16 protein-coding genes are annotated in these 24547 nt (G+C 43.4%); 5 read left to right on the forward strand and 11 right to left on the reverse strand.

The genetic code is table 11. The annotated features are described in order from the left end of the window. Positions 1–279: 279 nt before the first annotated feature. From ACFFGT_RS27360 to ACFFGT_RS27375, 4 genes are read right to left on the reverse strand one after another with little or no spacing between them, the layout of a single operon-like run. Positions 280–1497, reverse strand: a complete 1218-nt coding sequence (locus tag ACFFGT_RS27360) for an ABC transporter permease (protein ID WP_377025693.1) — start codon at positions 1495–1497, stop codon at positions 280–282. Between the two features lie 12 nt (positions 1498–1509). Continuing rightward, positions 1510–2259 carry an ABC transporter ATP-binding protein gene (locus tag ACFFGT_RS27365; protein WP_377025694.1) on the reverse strand — a complete coding sequence of 250 codons (750 nt, stop codon included), beginning with the start codon at positions 2257–2259 and terminating at the stop codon, positions 1510–1512. Continuing rightward, complete coding sequence (locus ACFFGT_RS27370) at positions 2256–3584, reverse strand: efflux RND transporter periplasmic adaptor subunit (RefSeq protein ID WP_377025695.1); 1329 nt, start codon at positions 3582–3584, stop codon at positions 2256–2258. Before ACFFGT_RS27370 ends, ACFFGT_RS27365 begins: the two co-directional genes overlap by 4 nt. A gap of 11 nt (positions 3585–3595) precedes the next feature. Next, complete coding sequence (locus tag ACFFGT_RS27375) at positions 3596–4942, reverse strand: TolC family protein (RefSeq protein ID WP_377025696.1); 1347 nt, start codon at positions 4940–4942, stop codon at positions 3596–3598. A gap of 387 nt (positions 4943–5329) precedes the next feature. Between ACFFGT_RS27375 and ACFFGT_RS27380 the strand changes: the two genes are divergently transcribed. Both ACFFGT_RS27380 and nagB read left to right on the forward strand, forming a co-directional pair. Beyond that, positions 5330–7897, forward strand: coding sequence for a Kelch repeat-containing protein (locus ACFFGT_RS27380; protein ID WP_377025697.1), 2568 nt, complete (start codon positions 5330–5332; stop codon positions 7895–7897). 732 nt (positions 7898–8629) lie between these two features. Then, positions 8630–10549, forward strand: a complete 1920-nt coding sequence (gene nagB, locus ACFFGT_RS27385; RefSeq protein WP_377025698.1) for a glucosamine-6-phosphate deaminase — start codon at positions 8630–8632, stop codon at positions 10547–10549. Positions 10550–11001: 452 nt separating this feature from the next. On the opposite strand, the gene ACFFGT_RS27390 is transcribed toward nagB, so the two are convergent. After that, positions 11002–13269: an aconitate hydratase gene (locus tag ACFFGT_RS27390; protein ID WP_377025699.1), complete on the reverse strand. Its 2268-nt coding sequence runs from the start codon at positions 13267–13269 to the stop codon at positions 11002–11004. A 326-nt stretch (positions 13270–13595) separates the two neighbouring features. Beyond that, entirely contained in the window at positions 13596–16784 is a 3189-nt protein-coding gene (locus ACFFGT_RS27395; protein ID WP_377025700.1) for a S41 family peptidase, read from the reverse strand. A 37-nt stretch (positions 16785–16821) separates the two neighbouring features. On the opposite strand from ACFFGT_RS27395, the gene ACFFGT_RS27400 reads away from it, so the two are divergent. The 3 genes from ACFFGT_RS27400 to ACFFGT_RS27410 all read left to right on the forward strand — a co-directional run bounded on the left by ACFFGT_RS27400 (position 16822) and on the right by ACFFGT_RS27410 (position 19502). Then, positions 16822–18105 (forward strand): glycosyltransferase, encoded by a 1284-nt coding sequence (locus tag ACFFGT_RS27400; protein WP_377025701.1) that lies wholly within the window; start codon positions 16822–16824, stop codon positions 18103–18105. After that, a complete protein-coding gene (locus ACFFGT_RS27405) occupies positions 18098–18850 on the forward strand; it encodes a glycosyltransferase family 2 protein (protein WP_377025702.1) in 753 nt (250 codons plus the stop codon). The genes ACFFGT_RS27400 and ACFFGT_RS27405 overlap by 8 nt, the downstream gene beginning before the upstream one ends. A 181-nt stretch (positions 18851–19031) precedes the next feature. After that, positions 19032–19502, forward strand: a complete 471-nt coding sequence (locus tag ACFFGT_RS27410) for an Imm7 family immunity protein (RefSeq protein WP_377025703.1) — start codon at positions 19032–19034, stop codon at positions 19500–19502. Positions 19503–19594: 92 nt separating this feature from the next. Here ACFFGT_RS27410 and ACFFGT_RS27415 read toward each other — a convergent pair whose 3' ends face one another. The 5 genes from ACFFGT_RS27415 to ACFFGT_RS27435 form a co-directional block, all read right to left on the reverse strand. After that, on the reverse strand, positions 19595–20368 hold the full coding sequence (locus tag ACFFGT_RS27415; RefSeq protein ID WP_377025704.1) for a hypothetical protein: 774 nt from the start codon (positions 20366–20368) through the stop codon (positions 19595–19597). Between the two features lie 273 nt (positions 20369–20641). Beyond that, on the reverse strand, positions 20642–23119 hold the full coding sequence (locus tag ACFFGT_RS27420; RefSeq protein WP_377025705.1) for a hypothetical protein: 2478 nt from the start codon (positions 23117–23119) through the stop codon (positions 20642–20644). A gap of 85 nt (positions 23120–23204) precedes the next feature. Then, positions 23205–23501, reverse strand: a complete 297-nt coding sequence (locus tag ACFFGT_RS27425; RefSeq protein WP_377025706.1) for a hypothetical protein — start codon at positions 23499–23501, stop codon at positions 23205–23207. A gap of 13 nt (positions 23502–23514) precedes the next feature. After that, positions 23515–23769 carry a DUF4834 family protein gene (locus ACFFGT_RS27430; RefSeq protein WP_377025707.1) on the reverse strand — a complete coding sequence of 85 codons (255 nt, stop codon included), beginning with the start codon at positions 23767–23769 and terminating at the stop codon, positions 23515–23517. Positions 23770–23872: 103 nt separating this feature from the next. Continuing rightward, a complete protein-coding gene (locus ACFFGT_RS27435; protein ID WP_377025708.1) occupies positions 23873–24457 on the reverse strand; it encodes a Uma2 family endonuclease in 585 nt (194 codons plus the stop codon). Positions 24458–24547 lie beyond the last annotated feature (90 nt).

Genomic DNA, 24547 nt, shown 5'->3' on the forward strand with positions numbered 1-24547 from the left:
GTTGTGCAAGGTATTTAACATTTAGTACTGTACATTTAACATTTCATCGCTAAAATTTAACATTTGGTCGTGGTTGGAAGTGTTAAAATATCGGGGTGATAGCATGGCACAGACCGGCCGGAGGCCGGGGAATAGTTGCCACTCGCCAGAGGCGAGCGGTGTCTTAAGTTTTTTATGTCATTGCGAGGCACGAAGCAATCGCACGGAAGCATAGCCGCTCTGTAGAGCATGCGGTTGCCACGCTGCGCTCGCAATGACATGGTTTTTTAGTTTCCGATACTACTCATACCTCAACGCCTCAATAGGATCAAGCCTTGCCGCTTTTTGCGCCGGATAATATCCAAAGAAGATCCCCGTAATAGCGCAAACTACAAAGGACAGCAATACCGACGATTCTGAAACGATGGTTGGCCATGACAAGGTGAGTGTAACCAGGTTTGATGATACAATACCTAATACAACCCCAATAATACCACCGGTGATACTGATCAGGATGGCTTCCATTAAAAACTGCAGCATAATATCTTTTCCGCGGGCTCCGATAGACATGCGCAGGCCAATCTCACGGGTGCGTTCTGTTACCGAAACGTACATGATGTTCATAATGCCGATACCGCCTATCACCAGGGAGATGCCGGCAATTACGGTAAGCAGCACGGTAAGTAACCCGCTGGTTGAGCTTAGGGTATTGATGAGCTCGGCCTGGGTACGTACAGTGAAATCGTTATCCTCACTGTCGCGCAAGCGGTGCGAGTCGCGGAGGATCTGGGTCATTTCGGTTACAGCAGCGTCGGTTACCTGCTCGTTTGCTGCCGAGGCGTAAATGTTTTGGTAATAGATAGTTGCCAGGATCCTTTTTTGGATGGTGGTATAAGGCGCTATCAGGATATCGTCCTGATCCTGCCCGAAAGCGTTTTGTCCTTTAGGATTGAGGATGCCGATGATCTGAAAGGGGATCTTGTTAAACCGAATCACCTTGCCTATCGGGTTTTCACCGTTGGGGAACAGGTTGTCAATAACCGTTTGCCCTATCAAACAAACCTTGGCCGAAGTCATTACATCCTGCTCGGTAAATGCGATGCCATCTTTTAGGCTCAGCTTACGGATATCCAGATAATCGGGACTAACCCCCTGGATAGATGTTGGCCAGTTGAGTGCGCCGTTAATAGCTTGCCCTTTTGAGGTGATGGATGGCGAGAGCTCGGTAATGTACTGTGCCTTTTGCAGGGCAGTGATATCTTTTTGGGTTAAAGTTTGAAAGCTTGACCCCGCTATCCGTACACCGCCGTTAAGGTTACTGCTTGGTAACACAGTGATCATGTTTGAACCCATGCTGGAGAGCTGGTCGTGAATACTTTGCTTTGACCCCTGCCCAATAGCTACCATTGCTATAACCGATGCCACACCGATGATGATACCGAGCATGGTTAAAAAGGCCCTCAGTTTGTTACGTAAGAGGGCTTTATAAGCTATCCTGATCAGGTTAAATAAATTCATGGTTGCTTCGCTTTAATAATCATCCGTAATTGGTAAGCTCGCAAGCACTTCTTTTGCCGACCGTTGATTGGCGTTTTGAGTATCCTTCTGGATCCGGCCATCACGCAGTTGTATGGTTCGACTACTGAAAGAAGCGATATCCGGCTCATGCGTTACAAACACAATGGTTTTACCCTGTTGCGAGTTGAGCTCCTGCATCAATGACATGATTTCGTACGATGTGCGGCTGTCCAGGTTGCCCGTAGCTTCGTCAGCAAGGATCATTACCGGCTCGTTCACAAGTGCCCGGGCTATGGCCACACGCTGCTGCTGCCCGCCCGAAAGCTGGCTTGGTGTATGGTCAAGCCGGTCGGCCAGTTTTACGGCTTCCAACGCATGGATAGCCCTTTCGCGGCGTTCGCTTACGCTGATCTCTTTGTTGTATAATAATGGTAGCTCAACATTTTCCAATGCTGATGTTCGTGGCAGCAGGTTATAAGCCTGGAAAACGAAGCCTATTTTACGGTTACGCAGTTGTGCCAGTTCATCGCGCGAGAGTTTTTTTACATCTACTCCATCCAAAAAATAATCACCGATAGAAGGTTTATCCAAACAGCCTAAAATATTGAGCAGGGTGGTTTTGCCACTGCCGCTGCTGCCCATAATGGTTAAAAACTCGCCGGCTTCTACCTCAAAAGAGATCCCTTTAAGCGCGCGCACGGTTTCGCTGCCCATCTGAAACTCGCGTTTCAGCTCGCGGATATCTAAGATCTTTTTGCTCATTGCCGGCGACCTCCCCCTCCGCCACGCGGCCTTTGCGGCATAAACGGACTGCCGGTTGATTTTGCAGCTGCTGTTGATGAACCTGAAGCTCCGCCGGTAACGCCGGTGATCACCGCATCATCGGCAGTTAAGCCCGATAGCACTTCAACCTGGGTATTATCATTTAAGCCGGTCTGGATTTTTTTGCGGACTATCTTTTTACCCTGTAATACCCATACAATGGCTGTTTGCTTATTTACACCGCTGCTGTCCTTGCGGCTTTTAGCGGTATGCATAGCGGCAGTATTATCATTAGCCCCGCCATTTCCGGCATTGCCTGCAGCGGTATTTCCGCCCTGGCCCCCGCCTTTTTTCTTATTGCCTTTATGCCCCATCTTACCTACTATTTCGTAATCCTTCATCAATGCCGAATCGGGTGTAAAGCTTAAGGCTTTGGCCGGGATCAGGAGGGCGTTGTTAACTTCTTTGGTGTAAATGATGATGCTGGCGGTCATGCCGGGTTTCAGCTTCATATCATCATTTGGTGCGTTGATAATGGTAGTGTAAGTAACCACGTTTGATGATACCGAAGGGTGCAGCCTGATATCCTCAACTGTACCGGCAAACTGATCGTTAATAAAAGCATCTACTGTAAATGAAGACCGCTCACCCGCTTTTACATCGCCTATATCGGCTTCATCCACATTGGCTTCCACTTCCATTTTGGTGATGTCTTTAGCTAATACAAACAGCGTTGGTGTACTGAAACTTGCAGCTACGGTTTGGCCTACGCTTACATTACGGTTAAGCACCACGCCATCAATAGGCGAGTAGATATCCGCATAGGATAAATTCTTTTCGGCCGAACGTACCTGTGCTTCGGCGCTTTTAACCTGCGCTTTTGCCGCGTTGAGCGTGTTGAGTGCCGTGTCATAATCGGCCTTACTGATGGCATCAGTTTTAAACAGCAGGTTTTGCCTGCCGAAGTTATTTTGCGCAAATACAAGCTGACTTTGAGCGTTGAGCAATGTGCCCTTGGCCTGGTCAACCGTGGCCTGTAACAGTGATTTATCCAGTTCGGCAATAAGCTGGCCTTTTTTAACTTTCGAATTAAAATCGGCATAAACATATTTGATAATGCCTGATACCTGGGTACCTACTGTTACAGTATCAACCGGCTCAATACGGCCTGTGGCGGTTACGCTTTGGGCTATGTAACCCTTGGTTGGCTTTTGGGTTTGCAGCACAATGGGCTCTTCCTTTTTCCTGATAAACAGGAACCAGATGAGCACCAGCACCGCCACTATGCCTGCAATAATGAGTATCTTTTTATAACTGCTTTTCATGATAACCGGTATTATAATGTAATAGGTACCCCCCTGTAAAAATCATAGATCTTTAATGTAAGCAGGGCATTGTATTTTGCCTGCACAAATGATTGCTGTGCCTGCACAAACAGGTTTTTCTGTAATAAAAAATCAACCGTATTGGCTACACCAACTTTAAGCTGTTCGCTGGCAATTCGGTAGCTTTCCTTGCTGTATTTATATTCTTCGGCGGCGGCGTCAAACTGGCTGCGCGCGTTTTGTACATTAATGTAAGCGCGCTCAACCGTTTGCGATAAGGTTATCTTTGTGTTTTTAAGATCCAGCTGCGATTGCTTTACGCTGATCTTTGCTTCTTCAACCTGGGTTTTTACCACCCGTTTGGTGAAAATTGGGATGGCCAGGGTAAGCCCTAACTGCTGATAAAAGTTATTATTGATCTGGTTGCCGAATGAAACGCCCTGTCCGTTGGCATAGCCGGTATTAAGTGATGCACCTGCTGTAAGCGTAGGTTTGTAGCCCGCCCTTGCTTTCTCTACATCAAACTGTGCTATCTTAACGCCTAACTCACCATTCTTAACCTCCGGTCGGTTTTGCAGGGCCGTTTGTTCTGCTTCGCGGAAAGATGAAATACTGTCGATGGGAGCAATCACCGTATCGGGCTGCATGATGTCAAAACTCAGGTCTGTTGGTAATACCAGTAATTGCTTCAGGTTAAGCAGGTCATTACGAACAGCGTTTTTTGAATTTACCAGTGTATACTGATCGGTAGCCTGCTGGGCCTGCAGCTGGATGAGATCTTTACGGGCTACGCTACCCACGTTATATCGTTGTTGCTCCAATTTAACCTGGGCCTGGGTGGTGCTGAGCAGATCGGTATTGTAAATAATGGTTTCTTTATCCAGCAGTACGGTGAGGTAAGCCTGGGTTATCTGTAAAACAATGTCGTTTTCCTGTTGCAAAATGCCCAGGTTGGCCGATTGTACCTGCAGGTTTTTTTGCTGGATATTGTTGTTAATATAACTGCCGTTGTAAAGCGTTACATTTGAGCTTACCCCGTACGAGCCGGATATGTTATAACCCGAATGCCTGCCGTTATCGCCATTGCTGAAATTATTGCCATGGGCAAAAGTTTGTGAACCCGTGGCCGAAAGATCGGGCAGGCGGGCGGCTTTGGCCAACAAATATTCCTGCTGACTGGTTTGCTGTGACAGGCGCAGCGAATTGATTTGAATATTGTTCTTTTTGGCATAATCAATACACTTAGCCAAATCCCACCTGAGTGATTTGCCCACCAGCGTGCTATCCTGTGCATGGAGGTACAAACTGCCTGTGAGCAAAAAAAAGAACGTTATGGTATGTTTTATTTTCAATGGCATAGTTTTTTTAAATTATACCTGTAGTGGCTAATACATACTCGTTAATGCAAGTATGAATACCGCCTTGTGGCAAAATGTTTTAATATGACTACCCTTAAGCTTGTAAGTAATGTATTATTTTTATTACGATAAGTGCTTGATAGGCAGGTTATAGTTGAAAAAGTGCACTGAGGTGCATTTAGAGCAGGTTTAACGCGTTTGTGTAAAAAGTTTTTTACGGTTGGTTGAAATGTATCCTGAGATTTAAAAATAACTATGCCGGTACAATAAGTTAACAGGCGAAATGATGAAAATCTCCCTCGTGCGATACCCAAAAAATACATATTTTAGCACATTATTCTAACCTGAAACGCTGCTCTGGTCAGCGAGTTTAAACATGTATTGTAAATGGTAAAAAAAAGTAAGGTTTTAATGCTTTCAAAAAGGGCATATAAGCTTGTATTGCTTTTTGTTATGTTGCTGTCTGCAATTAAAAGCAGGGGGCAGGGCTTGCAATTCGGTTCAAATGATAGCCTGATGAGTAAGCGTACCTCGTACCAGGTTTTTAAGGATGATCTGCCAACATTTCATGACCGTTTAATTATCGGGTTTGACCTTTCATTATGGGATAACCAGCACCTTGGCTATATCTTAAACCTGACCGATGATAAGGGTAACTCGTACAGCCTGAGCGCTATTTACAACCAGGGTTCGTTCCTCAACTTCAATATTGATAGCAGGAGCAATAAGCTCAGTATTCCACTTGCCGATGCTATGCTGAAAAGGCGGAAATGGTTTAAGGTAATAGTTGATCTTGATCTCAAAGGAGACAAAGTAGGGATTTCCGTAAACGGGAAATGGTACCGTGCAGCGGAACTGGGTTTTACCGGTAAAATAACAGCTAAGATCACCTTTGGCAAAAACGAACATTATTCGGACGTGCCCAACATGGCCATCAAAAACCTGGTTGTTAGCAACAATGATAAAACTTATACATTCCCGCTTAATGAATGGACCGGCAACGATGTTTTTACTGACGACGGTGATAACTTAGGCCATGTTGATAACCCGGCCTGGCTCATTAATGAATCATACTTTTGGAAACAGAAGTTCGTGCGCACTTTTAATGAAGTTGCAGGCATTAACTTCAATGAAAAAAATGAGCAGTTCTTTATTTTTAAAAGTGATTCGCTCATGCTTTATGATGTTGAGCACGATGCGGTTTGGTCAAAACCATTTAAAAGCAAGCTGGGTGTGCCCCTGCACCTGGGTAAAAGCATTGTAAATATTAAGGAGAATAAATGCTACTTGTATGAAGTGCTGAGGGCTTCACAGCCAGGCCCAAGTATTGCTTCCTTCAATCTTGACAGCCTTAACTGGGATTTTTACGGTAAATCTACCATCACTGAACAAAGGCATCACCACAACATTTTTTACGATAAAGATTTTAACAACTTTTACTTGTTTGGGGGATACGGGTCCTTTAAATACTACAATAACTTTTTTGAATACGATAAGGCTACAGATAACTGGGAGAAGCAAAACTTTACCGGCGATGTGATCAATCCCCGCTTTTTTTCGGCAGCAAGTACAGCTGATAATAACAATGATGTTTACATTTTTGGTGGTTACGGCAATCAATCGGGTAACCAGGTTGTGGGTGGGATGCATTATTATGATCTGTACCAGGTTAACCTCGGCAATCATACCATCAAAAAACTTTGGGAAATAAAGCCGAATGAAGAGGCGTTTGTGCCGGCCAATAATCTCATCGTATCAAAGGATAAGCAGTTTCTTTATGTGTTATGTTATCCGCATGAACGGCCAAAAACAAGTTTACGCCTGTACAAATTTTCAATAAAAGATGGTTCATATCAAATTGTGAGCGGCACCATTCCTGTAGTATCCGAACGGATAGAGACCGACCATAACCTGTTTTACAACGCTAAGCAGGATGTGTTTTACTGTACAACACAGGAGTTTGAAACCCCATCGCGCTCGGCCATAAAAATCTTTGCGCTTACTGCACCTCCCGTAAGCCAGGAGGCCTATATGGCTGCTCATGAGCCTCCAAAAAAAACTTTTACGTTATACAGGATTTTAGGCGGAGCATCTGCACTGGTTTTACTGGCTGGCATTGTCACATTTTTCCTCAGGCGAAGAAAAGATGATGAGGAACCAATACCTGTTGAAAATGAAGAAGTAATTACCGATGAGACAGACAAAAAGGATGAGGCTGGTAACAAAGTCAACGCTGTTTACCTGTTAGGTGAGTTTACAGTTTACGATAAAAACAAACGGGATATTACTTACCTGTTTAGCCCTAAGATTAAACAGCTGTTCATCCTTATTTTGTTAAACAGCCGCGAAAAAAACGGTGTTGTATCAAAAAGGATCTCTACTACATTATGGCCCGATAAAGATGTGGTCAAAACCAAGAATATCCGCGGCGTAACCATCAATCACCTGCGCAATATCCTTTCGGATATTGACGGACTGGAACTTGCCTTTTTGAATGATACCTATAGCTTTATCATTACCGAAGGTTTTTACTGCGATTATTTTGTGGTGAGGGATTCGCTTAAACAAACTAATGGTGCCGAACCTGCAGTGTTTAATCACTTTGATCTTGTTGCCCGCGGTGGCCTCTTACAGCATATCCCCGAAATATGGCTCGATGATTTTAAGCAGGAGTATGAAGAAGCGCTGATGCCGGTTATTTTGCCGGTGATAAAAAAAGTTTACGATGCCCTTGATTATAAAAGAGCACTGGAAATTTCACGCGTTGTGCTAAGTATCGACCCTTTTAACGATATCGGGATTAAGTTTAAGCTTAAGGCCCTGCGCCGCACCAAAGGTATTGAACATGCCCGGAAAATTTATGAAGAGTTTAGTGCCGAATATGAGAAATCATTAGGCGAGGAATACCCTGTTCCTTTCGAAAAGATCTGTTCCAATAAGCCTGATCAGCGTTGATATTCCAATTAAAAGTCTGGTAATTAATGCGTTTTTAAGAAGGATGAATGTTTTATGAATAAATCCTACTAAATATATAGATTTAATAGAATATTTATATATTTGCAACAGATTAGTTTGCAAATGGGGTTCATTTTTAAACTAAATGGCAGGAGCTGGCCGGCAGCAATTGGATGGTTCGATTCCACCCCTGCATCTCTTCTCTCTCTCATGATTTATGTTTTATAATTGGTTAGCAAAAAGAGTACCTGCCCATCAGGAACTCTTTTGCCTTTTTTGGGTGTTTTAAAACTTTTGTCATGCTGAGGAACGAAGCATCTTCTTCGCCCTGTATAGCGAATCTGCATATCGCAGAAGATTCTTCGCTATCACTCAGAATGACAAAGAATTATTGAATTAATATCGTTCAGCTTTAACAATTCACCAGATCTTTAAAATCGTAATCATACGTATCATAAGCAAATTTTAACCAGAAAAGTCATTAAATGACATTTTACAGGATAAAATACTTATTAAAATAATTTAAAAAGTTCTTTTAATTCAAATTTAGTTTTATTAAGTTTGTATTGATAATGCACAGCTTATTATTATACGTAATTTACTTTACCCTCATGTCGGTGAGGATAAACATTTTTGTTAATTGGTTTGATAAAAATCCTCGCCCCGGCGGGGGTTTTTTGTATAGCGACTTTTTTAAACTTTAACATATAACACATAGGTTCTGAACAAATTATGGCACGATTAAATTTATTGGAAGAGACGCGTTACGAGAAGTTACCTGTAAGCGTGTACAGCAACCAGCACGAAGCCTCGGTGGCGGTAGCGAACCGGATAGCAGATCTGATCCGTTCGAAACAAGCCAAAGGCGAAAAAGCGGTATTGGGCCTTGCCACCGGTGTAACCCCGATAGGGGTGTATGCCGAACTGGTGAGGCAGCACAAAGAAGCAGGCTTAAGCTTTAAAAATGTGATCACTTTCAACCTGGATGAGTACTACCCGATGAAACCCACAGCGCAGCAAAGCTATGTGACTTTTATGTACGATAATTTGTTCAGCCATATTGATATAGAAAAAGATAACGTTCATATTCCCGATGGCACACTGGATAAAGATGAAGTTGTAGCCTTCTGCCTTGCTTACGAAAAACAGATCGAAGAGCTTGGTGGATTAGACCTTCAGATCTTAGGTATCGGCCGTACAGGTCACATTGGCTTCAACGAGCCGGGATCGGCACCAAATTCAGGAACCCGAATGGTGACTCTTGATGATTTGACAAGGCGTGACGCTGCGCGGGATTTCGGTGGTAAAGCTGATGTGCCAACAAAAGCCATCACCATGGGGATCGGTACGATCTTCAAAGCAAGGGAGATCATCCTGATGGCTTGGAGCAAAAAGAAAGCACCGATCATCAAGAAGGCGGTAGAAGGGGAGATCTCTGGCGACGTACCTGCAACCTACCTGCAACTGTCACAACATGTAGAATTTGTATTGGATGCAGATGCTGCCTCAGAACTGACAAGGTTTGATACCCCATGGTTAGTTAAAGACTGCGTATGGGATAGCCAGTTAAAAAAGAAAGCAGTGATCTGGTTAGCCAATGAAATCAACAAACCGGTACTGAAACTAACGGAAGAAGATTACAACAACCACGGCATGGCGCAATTGGCGGTAGAGCAGGGCCCGGTATACAATATCAACATTGATATATTTAACCAGATCCAGCATACCATCACGGGCTGGCCGGGCGGTAAACCAGATGCGGACGATTCACAAAGACCGGAAAGGGCACTGCCGGCCAAAAAGAGAAGCATCATTTTTTCACCCCACCCGGATGATGATGTGATCTCAATGGGTGGTACGTTTATCCGTTTGGTAGACCAGGGCCATGACGTACACGTAGCCTACCAAACATCAGGCAACACAGCTGTTTGGGATGATGATGTGCTGAGGTACATGGAATTCGCTATCGATTTCACAAAAAGTATTGGCGAAGACACTGCCCATCTTCAAAAATCATATGAAGATATGCGCGCTTTCTTCCCAACCAAACAGCCAAACGAAATTGATACCCAGGAGATTAGGAACGTAAAAGGATTCATCCGTAAAACAGAAGCTATTTCAGGAGCAAGATATGCAGGACTTCAGGATGACCATATCCACTTTATGGCTTTGCCATTTTACGAAACAGGCAAAACCAAAAAGAACTCGGTAGGTGAGGAAGATATCCAGCTAACCATCGACCTGTTACAAAAAATAAAGCCGCAGCAGATCTTTGCTGCAGGCGATTTTGCAGATCCTAACGGAACGCATTTGGTATGCTTCAAGATCATACTGGCAGCATTGGACAGGCTGAAAGGCAAAGAAGCCTGGGTAGAAGATTGCTGGCTGTGGATGTACCGTGGTGCATGGCATGAGTTTGAGACCTACGAGATAGAGATGGCAGTACCATTATCGCCACAGGAAGTGATCAGGAAGCGTAATGCGATCTTTAAACACCAATCGCAGAAAGATACACCAGTATTCCCGGGCGATGATGCAAGGGAGTTTTGGGTACGTGCCGAAGACCGTACCCGTGACACCGCTCAACGCTATGACCGCCTCGGCCTTGCCGAATATGAAGCTATGGAAGCGTTTGTGAGGTATAAGTTTTAATATTTAAGTTCATGGATCATGGTTGATGGTTCATAGATCAACAAATTGTATTTTCCCCAGCGCCCGTGTCCCCACGGGCGCTTTTTTGTTGGATATAGTTGGCCGTGGGGACACGGCCAACGGGGGAATGTTAGCACTTACCCATCGTTTGTGTCTTCACCATAGGTGTTCGGAAGATGAAGGTCGTTTAGAAATTGCTGGTTTAAAAAGTCATGTCATTGCGAGGAGGTACGACGAAGCAATCTCGTAGCTATGCAGATCGGACATGCATTGGCTACGAGATTGCCGCGCTACGCTCGCAATGACATATTTTTTTATTTAAAATGGAGATAATTTCATCTTCCGAACACCTATGGTGTCTTCACGAATGACCTGTACCCAACAAAAAAAGCCTCCCCAACTGGGAAGGCTTTCAAATATTAAACCCGAAATCAAAATTCCGATATCCGAAATTAAGATGCCATTTGCTTGCGGATGATGTTCAACGCGCCGCCTGCTTTAAACCACTCAATTTGCTGAGCATTGTAAGTGTGGTTTACAGGGAATGATTCGGTTGAGCCATCTTTGTGGTGTAACACTACGGTTAACTGCTGGCCTGGAGCAAAAGTAGTTAAGCCGGTGATATCGATAGTGTCATCTTCCTGGATCTTATCGTAATCGTTGTTATCAGCGAAAGTAATACCCAGCATACCTTGTTTTTTAAGGTTGGTTTCGTGTATCCGGGCAAATGATTTTACCAGTATGGCACGTACGCCAAGGTGACGTGGCTCCATAGCTGCGTGCTCACGTGATGAGCCTTCGCCATAGTTTTCGTCGCCAACTACTATCGAACCGATACCTGCTGCTTTGTAAGCACGCTGGGTAGCCGGTACAGGGCCGTATTCGCCGGTTAATTCGTTTTTAACGTTATCGGCAGTAAGGTTAAAGTAGTTGATAGCACCGATCAGCATATTGTTTGAAATGTTATCCAGGTGACCACGGAATTTCAACCATGGGCCTGCCATCGAAATATGGTCGGTAGTACATTTACCTTTTGCTTTGATCAGCAGTTTTAAACCGGTGATATCGGTACCTTCCCATGCTTTAAACGGCTCAAGCAATTGTAAACGTGATGAAGTTGGAGAAACGATCACTTCAACCTTGCTGCCATCTTCAGCCGGGGCCTGGTAACCTGCATCTTCAACCGCGTAACCTTTAACTGGCATTTCGATGCCTTGCGGCTCGTCAAATTTAACCTGCTCACCAGCTTCGTTGGTTAAAGTATCGGTAAGCGGGTTAAAAGTTAAATCGCCTGCGATAGCAAATGCGGTAACAATTTCAGGAGATGCCACGAAAGCGTGGGTATTAGGGTTACCATCCTGGCGTTTAGCGAAGTTACGGTTAAACGAAGTGATGATAGAGTTTTTGCGGGTAGGATCGTCAGTATGACGGGCCCACTGGCCAATACATGGTCCGCATGCGTTAGCCAATACCACCCCGCCCATTTGAGCAAAGGTAGCAAGGTAACCGTCGCGGTCAACAGTGTAACGTACAAGTTCCGAGCCCGGAGTAATGGTAAATTCGGCCTGGGTTTTTAATTTTTTATCAATAGCCTGTTTAGCAATAGAAGCCGAACGGGTAATGTCTTCGTAAGATGAGTTGGTACATGAACCGATCAAACCAACTTCCAGTTTGGTAGGCCAGCCGTTTTCTTTAACCGCCGTGGCGAATTTAGAGATAGGCCATGCCAGATCTGGTGTGAACGGGCCGTTTACATGTGGTTCAAGCTCAGATAGGTTAATTTCGATAACCTGGTCAAAATATTGCTCAGGGTTAGCATAAACTTCGTCATCGCCGGTTAAATGCTCAGCAATTGCATCCGCAAGCTCAGCGATATCGGCACGTTTGGTACCTTTAAGATAAGCAGCAGCTTTTTCGTCGTAACCGAAGATAGAGGTGGTAGCACCGATTTCGGCACCCATGTTACAGATAGTACCTTTGCCGGTTGCAGAAAGTGAACGTGCGCCTTCGCCAAAATATTCAACAATAGCACCGGTACCACCTTTTACAGTAAGGATCCCTGCTACACGAAGGATAACGTCTTTTGCTGAAGTCCAGCCTGAAAGTTTACCGGTTAATTTAACGCCGATCAGTTTAGGGAATTTAAGTTCCCATGGCAGGCCGGCCATTACGTCACAAGCGTCAGCACCACCAACACCAATAGCGATCATACCTAAACCACCTGCGTTAGGTGTATGTGAATCGGTACCGATCATCATACCACCAGGGAAAGCGTAGTTTTCCAACACTACCTGGTGAATGATACCTGCACCGGCTTTCCAGAAACCGATACCATATTTATCAGATACGGAGGCCAGGAAATCATAAACTTCGCGGTTAACGTCAACAGCAGTACTTAAATCTTCAACAGCGCCAATTTTAGCCTGTATAAGGTGATCGCAATGTACGGTAGATGGAACAGCAACCTGCGGGCGACCAGCTTGCATAAACTGCAAAAGGGCCATCTGCGCAGTAGCATCCTGCATAGCTACACGGTCTGGTGCAAAATCAACATAATCTACCCCGCGACCAAACGCTGTTTGAGCATCGCCTTCACTAAGGTGGGCATATAAAATCTTTTCGGTTAAAGTTAGGGGTTTACCGGTCGCTTTGCGGGCAGCCTCTACACGTGTGCTGTAGCGGTCGTAAACCTTTTTGATCATATCTAAATCAAAAGCCATTTGTATTTGATTTTTAGGTGAAAAGTAAAAGAAATTGACGTTAAGCCCGTTATCCGGCCTTAGGACGGCGAATTTACAAAAAATAACATTTGAAAGCGGTCAGTGCTATATACAAATGTTATTTGGATATGTTCTAAATAAGTGATTGGGGATTAGTGGTTAGCGGCAGTTGCAGTTTTTGAGTGGCAGATTGCCAAAAGAAGGGTATTATGAAAACGTCATTGCGAGGTACGAAGCAATCGCGAACTATGCAGAGCGGCTCTGTAAGTCGGGGATTGCTTCGTACCTCGCAATGACGCTTATAAAATAACTGTGATTGCTACTAATTACTTCAACTGCTTCAAGATTTCCTCAATAGCCCTATCCAACTGCGGGTCTTTATTCTCCATCCTGTCGGCGAAATCTGTTTTTACATAGATATCCGGTGTTACGCCTGTTTTTTCAATGTCCTTGCCATCAAGCGTGTAGCAGCCCCAGGCGGGGATGCGGTAAAAAGAGCCATCAACGAGACCTTTGCCGCTGGTGAAAATGATCCATCGGTAGGTTTCGGTACCGATGATCTTGCCTAAGCCCAGTTGTTTAAAGCCTTGCGAGGTCATTTCGCCGTCGCTAAGGGTTTGTTCGTTCATCAGTAAAATGATCGGTTTGGCGGCCGGTGCAAAGTTTGACTGCTGTGTTTTTTTACCATCGCGGTAAGCCCATTGCAGGTATGGCTTTTGCGACAGGAATTTCAAAACATCATCATGAACATTGCCGCCGGTGTTATACCGCAGGTCGAGGATGAGCGCATCTTTTTTATAGGCATCATCAACCATATCTTCCAGGAAATCTTCCAATGCGCCCTGACCCATGTTTTTCATGTAGGAGTAGGCTATGCGTCCTTTGCTTTTTTCGGCAACGGTTTTAGCATTGTTTTCGATCCAGTCGTCGTAAAGATTGCCTGACAGCTCACCGGTTGATTCGGGGTGCAGCTTTACTTTAACATCTTTACCGCCGCGGTTAAAGGTTAGCTCAATCTCTTTATCCAGCGATGGTTTGCTGAAGTAATAATTACGGTCCTGCTTTTCATCAACGGTAACACCATTCACCGCTTTCAGGATATCGCCCGGTTTTACGTCGATGCCGGCTTTATCGGCATTACTGCGGATAGCTATGCCGCTAACTTTATACGGCGAATCGTTATCAAAAATGATCCCGGTTTCCATGGTGCGGTACGAGAGGGTTTTCTTTTCCTCATTTCCGTTTGAGTAAAAGCCCTGGTGCGATGAGTTCAGCTCGCCCAGCATATCGTTCAGCAACAGGCGCAGGTCGGCCCGGTTGTTAATATAGGGTACAAAGATTTTGTAGTTGTCATGAACCTTTTTCCAGTCGGCACCGTGAAAATTGCCATCGTAATAATTTTCATCCAAACCGGCCCAGGTTTCGTCAAACATCTGCGCAAATTCACCGGCCATGTTACGCGTAAAGCTGTAATTGATATCAACCTTGTCCACCTTATTGGCATCGATGTTTAAGGTATAAATGTTGCCTCCGGCGGTTAAGAAATATTTATCGCCATTACCAAAAATGTCGAAATTACCAAAATCGCCGCCACCAACTTTTTCGGTTTTGGGCTGCTCAAATGCCTCAAGTGTGGTGCGGTAAAGGGCGCCCTTGCCTTCGCTGTGGTTTGAGGCGTAGTATACCAGTGTTTTTTCTCCCTTTTGAATCACGTATGACCCCTGTGCCTGGCCAAACTCCGGACTGATGCGTTCTAATCTTTTCATCAGTTCTTCGGTATCTATCACAATATCGGTAGGAGCTTTGGGTGTTGGCTGCTCAGATAGCGGTTTCTTTTTAGCCGATGCCTTTTTGTCTTTATCTTTTTCCTTGCTTTTATCGTCGTCTTTTTTCTCCTCTTTAAACAAAGCGGTGAACTTGTCCATCTTAAAAGGATCATCATATTTTTGCAAAGGCATCCGGTATACGTGCGCGTCCTTTGAACCGTAAGGATATTCGGGCTGTGTGCGTGATGATGTAAAATAAATATACTTACCATCCGGCGACCAGAACGGTGCCGCCTCTGTAACGCCACTGTTAGTGAGGTTAAGGATCTTCCCTGTTTTTATTTCATAAACAAAAACGTCCATTTCAAAATTGCGATAGGCATTGTATACCACATATTCGCCATTGGGTGAAAAACGTGGTTGCGGATTATAAAACCCCCAAAACTCATCGGTTACAATAGTTTTTGAAGTAAGCGCTTTCAGATCTAAAAGCTTCAGTTCGTTACGACCGCTCAGGTAAATAGCCTGGGTGCGGTCTTTATTCATGCTCAGCAGGCGGTTGCTGCCTTTATCAGTGGTAAGCTGTTTTTCAGTACCTGTGCCATCGGCTGCAATGGTGTACCAGTTAGGGTAGCCGCCTAAAGTTTGGCCAAAAATGAGGGTTTTATTATCGCTCATCCAGCTTACTTCGGTAACGCGTTCGCTGGTGTTACGTTCCAGTTTTTGGATGAATTTGCCCTCAGCATCGCTCACAAACAATTCCCCGCGTGATACAAAGGCAAGTTTTTTGCCATCGGGCGATAAAGCTGCCGCCTCAATTTTGCCGCCGACGTCAAAAGATTGATCTTTAGGCAATACATTATTGCGGAACAGGTTTAAGCTTAACTTTTGCGTTTGTTTGGATGCTACATCGTATACAAAAATCTGGTAATCCTTTTCAAAAACAACCTTGCTGCCATCGGCGCTCACCTGCGGGCGTTTGATGGAGGTGGGGAACCGGGTTAAAGCAGTTTTTTTACCATCGATAAAAGTGTACAGGTTATACTCTTCGTTACCCTCGTCGGATACGAAATAGATGTTGCCGTTTTTGTCGATGGTAGTCCAGAAATCCTTACCCTGCCAGTCGGTATATTTTTTATAGACTTTGGTTTTGGGATTGTAGGACTGGATATCGGGGTTATAAGCGCCTTTATAATGCTTGCGGGTTGGGAAATAGATACTTTCCCATGTATTGCTGAAAAACAGCTCGCCGGTTTGCGGGTGCTCAACCACGCCGTGTATGGTGTTGAAATAGTGACCAAACACGCGGACTGGTGTGCCGCCGGTAGCCGCTACCTTGTACTCGCTGAAGCCATTGTAACGGGTTGAGTTGAAGTAGATGGATTTTGAATCCCAGGTCCAGGAGTCAACATTATCCGACGCATCATTATAGGTGATCTGTTTGATATCGCCGCCGGCAAGGGGCATTACATATACGTCATTGTTACCAAACTGGTTTGATGAAAAGGCCAGCCATTGCCCGTCGGGCGATACGCGTGGATTGCTTTCTTCGCCCTGCATGGCGGTCAACCTTGTAGCTGCCGGACTGTTGATATCGGATTTCCACAGGTCACCCTCGTAACTAAAAATTACGGTTTTGCCATCGGGGCTAAGGGTAGGGTTGGATGTAAAATAGCTTCCTGTGGTTTGGGCTTTAAGATTTGTTTGACACAATACTGCCGAAAACAATACGATGTATAGTTGCTTCATATGGTTTAAGTTTTATGAATAAATGTATTTTTGAGCCATGTTAAAAGTGGTGCATCTTAATACGTATGACGGTAATGGCGGCGCGGGCAGGGCCTGCATGCGCCTTAACCGGGCATTAATAAGCCAAAATATCGATTCTAAAATTATAGTGCATTATAAATTTGGAAATAATCCTGATATAAAGACTTTTAACAGTAATATTATCCAAAAGTCATACACGGCGGCAACCATCATATTGGAGCGTATATTGGCCAAGCGATTTTTAAAACCCGACAGTCGTACCCCATTTTCCTTCACCTGGTTTGGCCGTTCAGTGATCAAACATCCCGATGTTAAAAACGCCGATATTATTCACCTGCACTGGGTTAATCATGGATTTTTGGATCCAAAACACATAGCCGAAATTAAAAAATTAGGTAAGCCCGTATTGTGGACTTTTCATGACAGCAATGCCTTTACCGGCGGCTGCCATGTGCGTTATGCCTGTGATCATTACCTGCAGCAATGCGGTAACTGCCCGCTGTTGATTAATGCAGGCGGTGATGATATTTCGCACCGCATCTGGAAGCAAAAAAGTAAAGCTTATCAGCAGCTCGATTTTAGTATAGCAGCTCCAAGTTCATGGATGCAGAAATCGGTTAAGGCAAGCAGCCTGATGCAGGGCAAAGCTGTTAATCAAATCCCCAACACACTGGAAACAGATGTATTTAAACCTGCTGATAAAAAGCAGGCAAAGAAACAAGCCGGGCTGCCGGTTGATAAATTCATTTTTTTAAGCGGTTTTATGCCATCGCGCAAGGATTTGCACAAAGGTACCCAGTACCTGCTGGAAAGCATGGAGCTCCTCAAACAGCGTTTGGGTGTGGATGCAGATCAAATTGAAGTGGTTGTATTTGGAAACCGGGGAACGGAAAATGTGCCTGACTTTCCGTTTAAAACCAGTTTTTTAGGAACCATCAATAACGATGAAAAGCTGGCCCTGCATTACGCTGCGGCCGATGCTTTTTTGATCCCCTCGCTCGAAGATAATTTACCTTATACCGTGATGGAAAGCCTGAGTTGCGGAACTCCGGTGATTGCCTTTACCACCGGCGGGATCCCCGATATGGTGCAGCATCAATATAACGGCTACCTGGCCACCTATCGTTCATCCGAAAGTTTTACCGATGGGATGGAATGGATCATTAAGCATCCTGAAAGGGAAAAGCTAAACCAACAGGCGCGGCAAACCATTATGGATACTTTTTCGGAGGAAGTGATAGCTAAGCAGCACATCGAAGTTTATAACAATTTGTTGAACAGGGGAGGCCGGAATGTTTAACCCCCGATTAAGTGTTATCACCATTGTTTACAATAACGTTAGGGATATTGAGCGTACCATCAGCTCGGTGGTTAACCAAACGTATACCAATATTGAATATGTAATTGTTGATGGCCAATCTAACGATGGCACATTACAAATCATCGAAAAATACAAAGATCGTATCGCTAAATTCATCAGCGAAAAAGATGAAGGCATTTATGATGCTATGAATAAAGGACTGGCTTTAGCTACCGGCGATTACGTGATCTTCATGAACTCGGGTGATGAGTTTTATGATAGCGAAACCGTAGCGGCAGTTTTTGCCTCCGGCGATGATGCCGATATTTACTATGGCGAAACCGAAATGATTGCCGACGACGGCAGCAGCTTAGGACAGCGCCGGCACAAAGCACCTGCAAAATTTACCTGGCGGGGTTTTAAATATGGCATGAGTATCAGCCATCAGGCTATCTATATAAGGCGTTCAATGACTGAACCATATGATCGCCGTTACCAGCTCAGTTCGGATATCGACTGGATAATCCGTGCAGCAAAAAAAGCTAAAAAGATTGTTAACGTTAACCGTTACGTTGCCAAATATCTAATAGGGGGGATGTCGAAAAAAAAGCACCGCCAAAGTTTGATAGAGCGGTTTGATATCATGAAGCGGAATTACGGGTTGTTGCCTACTGTTTTTAATCACTTTGTCATTGCCTTTAATTTGGGATGGTATTGGTTGAAGAACAGAAGGACAAATGATTGAGTTTAACTCAATGATCCGTTTTATTAACATACTGCCGCGGGTTTTTAACCCGTGGTTGCCATGATTTCAGCTTTTAGCTGAACCGGGTGTAAGCTGAAAGCTTACCAAGTGATGCCCACGAGTTACGCTAACGCTAAACTCGCGGTAGTTTTATTTTTTTTGGACATTTACACAATTCCTTATGCTTGTACTGCCCGGTATGGCTTCAATAGGAAAGAGAATAATAAATATTAATGAAATGATTCAATTTAATGGATGGATCTCTGTAGAATTAAATTCTGTTTTTGAAGGCCGATCTGTGATGGTCGATTTGAAGCGATTCGAAGAGACAATGAAGCCTTTAATAGTAGGTTTTGATATGGACAACCAGTTTATCGAGCTTAAGCGAATGAACGGTTTATTTGTTTATTTCATTGGCGGTGCTCATAACCATAGATTGAGCTATCTTGAATCTGTGATTTCAATTTATGAAAAAGTAGCAGAGTTAGCTCCATCAAGCTTTGGATTGTTGTATGTGAGACTTCCGGATGATGAAGTTTTCTGGAATAAATATAGAGTTTTTAGATTAGCGAAAGGCCTGATCACCGAGCACGAAGATACGTTGTTGTCACCTTGTGATCCTGTAATTGAAGATAATTCGATTGACGATTAATTAAACCCTGCTTTTTTATTCGAGATATTGGATTGTTCCTCTTTTCTGGCGCAAGTATGTAGGATGGGCTGTTGACAAAGGCTATTTGTGCCTCAACGGAAAAACCCTTTTAATTTGCCCCAAAATCCTTTATTATAACTCACGTCTTCTTCTTCCTTTGTCTGTATTTCCTGTGTGTCTATCTTCTCAACTAATTTTTGGGCATTAGCGTCAGCATCTGGTTTAACTCTTTTTATTTCGGGTAAAGTAGTACCAGTAATTATTTCAAAGCGCTTTTTTGCAGCTTCAAAAACTTCAATTTCTTCATCAGTGCGTGTATCAACGTGAGCAATTTCCGAAAACAAGTTGCTTGACAATTTTACAGATTCGCATTCAAAATCCGATAGTATGTTTCTATATATTCGGATAGCCTCGTCTTTTAACCCTGCATTTTCGTATCCCCGGGCAAATTGCAGCATGTCTTGCCCAATTTCGTGCTTTTTAAGCAGATCACCTACCGAAAGGCTTATCTGCGCTTTTGCAGCGGAGACGTTTGCAATTGCCTGTACATCATCTGTTTCTTTTAATAAATCAATAAACGCCTGTAATTCGCTTCTTAAAGAGGGATTAACCTTATAAACGTTTTCAACTTGTGAAAGATATACTCCTTGTTGCATGGTTTTATCAGCCAAAAGTTTTATAAATCCTCCCATTTTAAATACCAGGAATGTTAATGCAATTTTATACTCCTGGAGTTGAGTTTCTGGAATTGCCGATCCGTTTAATACTTTATACAAATTAAAGCCTTCCAGAAATTCTTCCTGGTACACATTTGCTTCAAAGCCATAATCGGTTTCTTTTAAATTGTCACCGTTTAAAACCTGCAAAAGGACGGCATGTATTTTTAAGCCACTATCCGAATTTTGCAGGGCGTATTTAAGCTCATCAAATTTGTTTTGCTGTATTAGTTGTTTCATTCTTTTGTGATAAGGGGCGCTTCAAAGCTAAGATATTTTCAGAATGCAAAAACACGGATAATGGTATATACCACTAAATAGGTACAAGGAATAAAAATGTTGCCGTAATTGCATCAGAGAAAGTATTCCACAAAAAAAGCGATGAGTACCAACTCATCGCTTTTCCATTTAAAGCAGTATTGTTTATGCTTTTTTAGCAGCCGGTTTTGCAGCCGGAGCTTTCTTTTTGTTTTCAGTATATGCAGCACCGCCTAAAGCAAGTACCAGGAGGATTGAACCCGCTAATGAAATATTCTCGCCAGTGTAATATGATGCCGGGTGGAAAATAAATTCAATTTTATGATTACCTACCGGGATCTGAGCTGCACGCAGCAGGTAATCAGCGCGGAAATAAGGTTTTTCAACACCATCGATATACATCTTCCAGCCCTTGTTGTAATATACTTCAGAGAACACGGCGATCTGTGCTGCAGTTGAACCGCTTTGGTAAATCATATGATCAGGCGAGTAATTAGTTAGCTTAATACTGCCTTCGCCAGCGCCGGCACCTAAAGTTTTTTCATCTATGATGCTTTTGTATTGTTTATCAACAATAGCTTCATCTTTTGGTGTAAAGCTGCTGATGGCTACCATTTCCTGGTCGGCATTGTCGGCATATTTAATGCTTTTTACAAACCAGGCATGGCCACAGGCAGTCTGGTTTACCTGCATGCCCACATTTTGTGTTTTGGGATCAGATGTGATGATGTACTTCACATTCATCATGTCCAAAACATCCTGGTTTATGCTTTTGCTTAGCTGGTTGTCAACAAGTTCTTCCCAGCGTTTTAACCTTGCCGCCGAGTAACCGCCTAATGATTTATAGAAGAATGGTGTTAAACCGTCGCCTTTAAGTTCCTGAGTAGTGTCAAAAACTTTAAAATCCGGGTCTTTATCTTTCATGATAAACTCGTCAACCTCGCGGGGCTGCGGAGTTTCATTATCTTGTTTAGGCTTAAAGCTGTCATGGTTTAAGTAACGTTTATCAATTGTCCAAAGATCAATTAATATAAGCGCTAAAAATGCAAGGGATAATACTGTAGGGTTGATCTTCTTTTTAAGGAAAGCCCATGCGGCGCCAAATGCCAGTGCTATGAAAATAAGCGAGCGGATAGCATCGGCCTGTGCAATTGATTCCCTGTCGGCAATTAAGGCGCGGGTTATTGCAGAACTATCGGTTTTAAGCGCCTGGCCTATCTGGCCAATAACGTTGGCTTGCTGCTCACTCACGCTGAACGAAAGTAAAAGCGAAGGCACGGCAGCTACTATCAATACGATACCGCCGGTGATATAAAAGGCGATCTTTAATTTTTTGAACAGGGTGGCTTTGTCTTCGTTTACAATAGCCTCGTTTACAGCAAGCACGGCAAGTATCGGGAAGCAGAAACCTACGATAGCTAAAAGGGAGTCAACTGCACGGAACTTATTGTAAAGCGGGAAATAGTTAAAGAAAAGATCAGATAAAAACGGCCAGTTTTTACCAAAAGAAAGGAGTGTTGTTAACACAACAGCACCAAGAAGCCACCATTTTATCCGGTTTTTAACAATCATTAAACCCCATACAAACAGCAGGCAAATTACAGCGCCAAAATAAAACGGACCGGCAGTAAATGGTTTATTACCCCAATACAACGGCAGGTAATTGGCTGAAATTCCTAAAACCTGGTTAGGATCGGCCCCGCTTGCACTCAATGCTTTTATCACGTGCGAATCAGGGTCTGTTGAGCCTTGTTCACCGCCGCCATAAGCATTAGGGATCAGGAAGGTAATACATTCGCCAACACCCTGGCTCCATTGAAAAGCATAATCTTTACCTAAACCGTTACTTGGTTCGGCAGTTTGCCTGGTAAGATTTGATTGACCGCGGATAGAATCATTGCCATAAGAATAAGTGCTCCAGAGTATAGAGGCATTTACAGCAAGAGCAAGTAAAGTGGCGCCGGCAATGTACGCCAGTGACTTTAAAAAGCTGCTTAATGTTTTGTTTTTAATGGCGTGATAAAGCTCAATACCTACCATGATCAACAAGGCCATCATCAGATAATAGGTCATCTGCACGTGATTGGCCCTGATCTCAAGCGCAAGGAAAAATGCAGTTACTGAAAAGCCCAATAGGTGTTTGCCCCTGAGAGTAAGTAATATACCGGCAAGTATCGGCCCGAAAAATGCTATGGCAAATGCCTGGTTAGCGTGCCCGGCCGTGAGTAATATGATATTGTACGATGAAAATGTAAATGCCACTGAACCGGCCGCTGCCAGCCATGGGTTTACTTTTAATACTATGAATAAGAAGTATGTACCCAATAAAAATAATAATACCGTACCAACGGGAGTAGGGAATGTATAATTTATACCGGTTACAACCCATGATGTTAAGTTGGATTTATAAGGTGCCCAAAGCTGGTAGGTTGGCATACCGCCATATACTTGGTTGGTCCATAATATGGTGGTGTCTTTGGCCTTATAATCATTAATTTCTTTTTGGGTTGATTGTGCTCTTGTAACGTCATTGCCGCCTAATGTCTTTCCCTGGAAGGCAGGGGTTAAAAATATAAAGCAGATCACTAAGAAAATTGCAGCTATGGCAAAATGAATGCCGTTACGCTTAAACCAGTTATTCATTTAAGTTTTTTGAAATGGATAATATATTCCTCAAAAATAGAAATTACAATGAGAATAGGAATTATAAGTTTTGTTAAGGAATAACTTAACAAGTTTGCGCACGGCTGCGCAGCAGGAAAAACATGGCTATCAGAACGATAATAGATATCACATAAGCAATAACCTGGACTTTGCCGTAATCTTCGCGGTATTTGCGGATATTAAAAAAGTTATAAACGCCAAGCGCACCCATAACAACCCAGTAAAAGGTACTGATCTTAGTGCAATTAGCAAAAATTTGAGTGGCGACTATAAATACGATTACGTTGGTGATAATAAGCGTAATAGACTCGGGAGTGTTATTGTGGTTTTGCCGCCTGTTAAATACCGGATTATTGTCCATGTTTGTATTTGAATTATTTTACTTCTTCATAGTCAACAAACTCACCTTCGCTATCAGGTACGCTGCCTTTTTTAGGTTGCGGGATATGATCGATCCTGATTTTTCCATCAGGTTTCGGGCCTTCATTATAATTATGTTGTTTTTGCTGATATTGCTGTTGGGCTTTATTTACAACACTTTCAAACAGGAATGGCAACAGGTAACGCACCAGGCTGCGGACAATGTATAATATACAAATAGATATGATCAGGAAACGAATAAGAATCATACTGTTAATTTTGAGCTTACAAATATAAGTTATATAACGTTAAAAATGTTTTATTATGATTAAGGTAGATGTGCAGATTTTAGATGAGAGGATCCCTTTTCGCTTAATTATCGGCAAAAACAGTATCCAGATCTAATTCAAAGCCAGGTAAGATTTCTGTAGTAATGATATCACCGGTTGTCATTAGCCTGGAGGGTTGATATGCACCGGATATCAATGTGTATCTTAAAAATGTTTTATCCTGCGGCGATACTATCCAATATTCCTTAACGCTGGCCTCCTCGTAAACCTCGTACTTGTTACGCAGTTCTTTTTGATTATTTCCAGGTGAAAGTATCTCAACAATTATATCAGGTGCTCCTGTACAGCCTCGGGTATCTATTTTCGAGGGGTCGCATACCACACAAATGTCTGGTTGAACTACAGTGAAAATTTTCTTCTCGTCACTTTCCCTTTTACGCGACAGGCGCACGTCAAAAGGAGCAGCAAATGCCTGGCACGACTTGTTTTTGAGATAATGATAAAGTTCACCCGATAATCGCCAGGATATTCGCTGATGAAGCGGAGCCGGAGCCGGTGTCATTTTAAAGATCTTTCCTTTAATCAGTTCAAGCCGATCCTCAAACGTCCATTGCAGGTAATCGGCGTATGAATAAGTTTTTGAAAGATCAAGATCGGATAATTGCATAAGCTTCACTTTAAATCAAAGATAATGATAGATGGGCAGATTATTTATATGTGCAGATTTCAGATGTGCAGATATGCAAATGAAAAAAAT

It is taken from the genome of Mucilaginibacter angelicae (genome assembly GCF_042434235.1).
Lineage (GTDB): Bacteria > Bacteroidota > Bacteroidia > Sphingobacteriales > Sphingobacteriaceae > Mucilaginibacter > Mucilaginibacter angelicae.

Coding starts and splice junctions, on each gene's coding strand:
- ACFFGT_RS27405 (WP_377025702.1), top strand. CDS start 18,098: ATGTTTAACCCCCGATTAAGTGTTATCACCATTGTTTACAATAACGTT.
- ACFFGT_RS27360 (WP_377025693.1), bottom strand. CDS start 1,497: ATGAATTTATTTAACCTGATCAGGATAGCTTATAAAGCCCTCTTACGT.
- ACFFGT_RS27380 (WP_377025697.1), top strand. CDS start 5,330: ATGGTAAAAAAAAGTAAGGTTTTAATGCTTTCAAAAAGGGCATATAAG.
- nagB (WP_377025698.1), top strand. CDS start 8,630: ATGGCACGATTAAATTTATTGGAAGAGACGCGTTACGAGAAGTTACCT.
- ACFFGT_RS27395 (WP_377025700.1), bottom strand. CDS start 16,784: ATGAAGCAACTATACATCGTATTGTTTTCGGCAGTATTGTGTCAAACA.
- ACFFGT_RS27365 (WP_377025694.1), bottom strand. CDS start 2,259: ATGAGCAAAAAGATCTTAGATATCCGCGAGCTGAAACGCGAGTTTCAG.
- ACFFGT_RS27430 (WP_377025707.1), bottom strand. CDS start 23,769: ATGATTCTTATTCGTTTCCTGATCATATCTATTTGTATATTATACATT.
- ACFFGT_RS27435 (WP_377025708.1), bottom strand. CDS start 24,457: ATGCAATTATCCGATCTTGATCTTTCAAAAACTTATTCATACGCCGAT.
- ACFFGT_RS27390 (WP_377025699.1), bottom strand. CDS start 13,269: ATGGCTTTTGATTTAGATATGATCAAAAAGGTTTACGACCGCTACAGC.
- ACFFGT_RS27410 (WP_377025703.1), top strand. CDS start 19,032: ATGCTTGTACTGCCCGGTATGGCTTCAATAGGAAAGAGAATAATAAAT.
- ACFFGT_RS27425 (WP_377025706.1), bottom strand. CDS start 23,501: ATGGACAATAATCCGGTATTTAACAGGCGGCAAAACCACAATAACACT.
- ACFFGT_RS27370 (WP_377025695.1), bottom strand. CDS start 3,584: ATGAAAAGCAGTTATAAAAAGATACTCATTATTGCAGGCATAGTGGCG.
- ACFFGT_RS27420 (WP_377025705.1), bottom strand. CDS start 23,119: ATGAATAACTGGTTTAAGCGTAACGGCATTCATTTTGCCATAGCTGCA.
- ACFFGT_RS27400 (WP_377025701.1), top strand. CDS start 16,822: ATGTTAAAAGTGGTGCATCTTAATACGTATGACGGTAATGGCGGCGCG.
- ACFFGT_RS27375 (WP_377025696.1), bottom strand. CDS start 4,942: ATGCCATTGAAAATAAAACATACCATAACGTTCTTTTTTTTGCTCACA.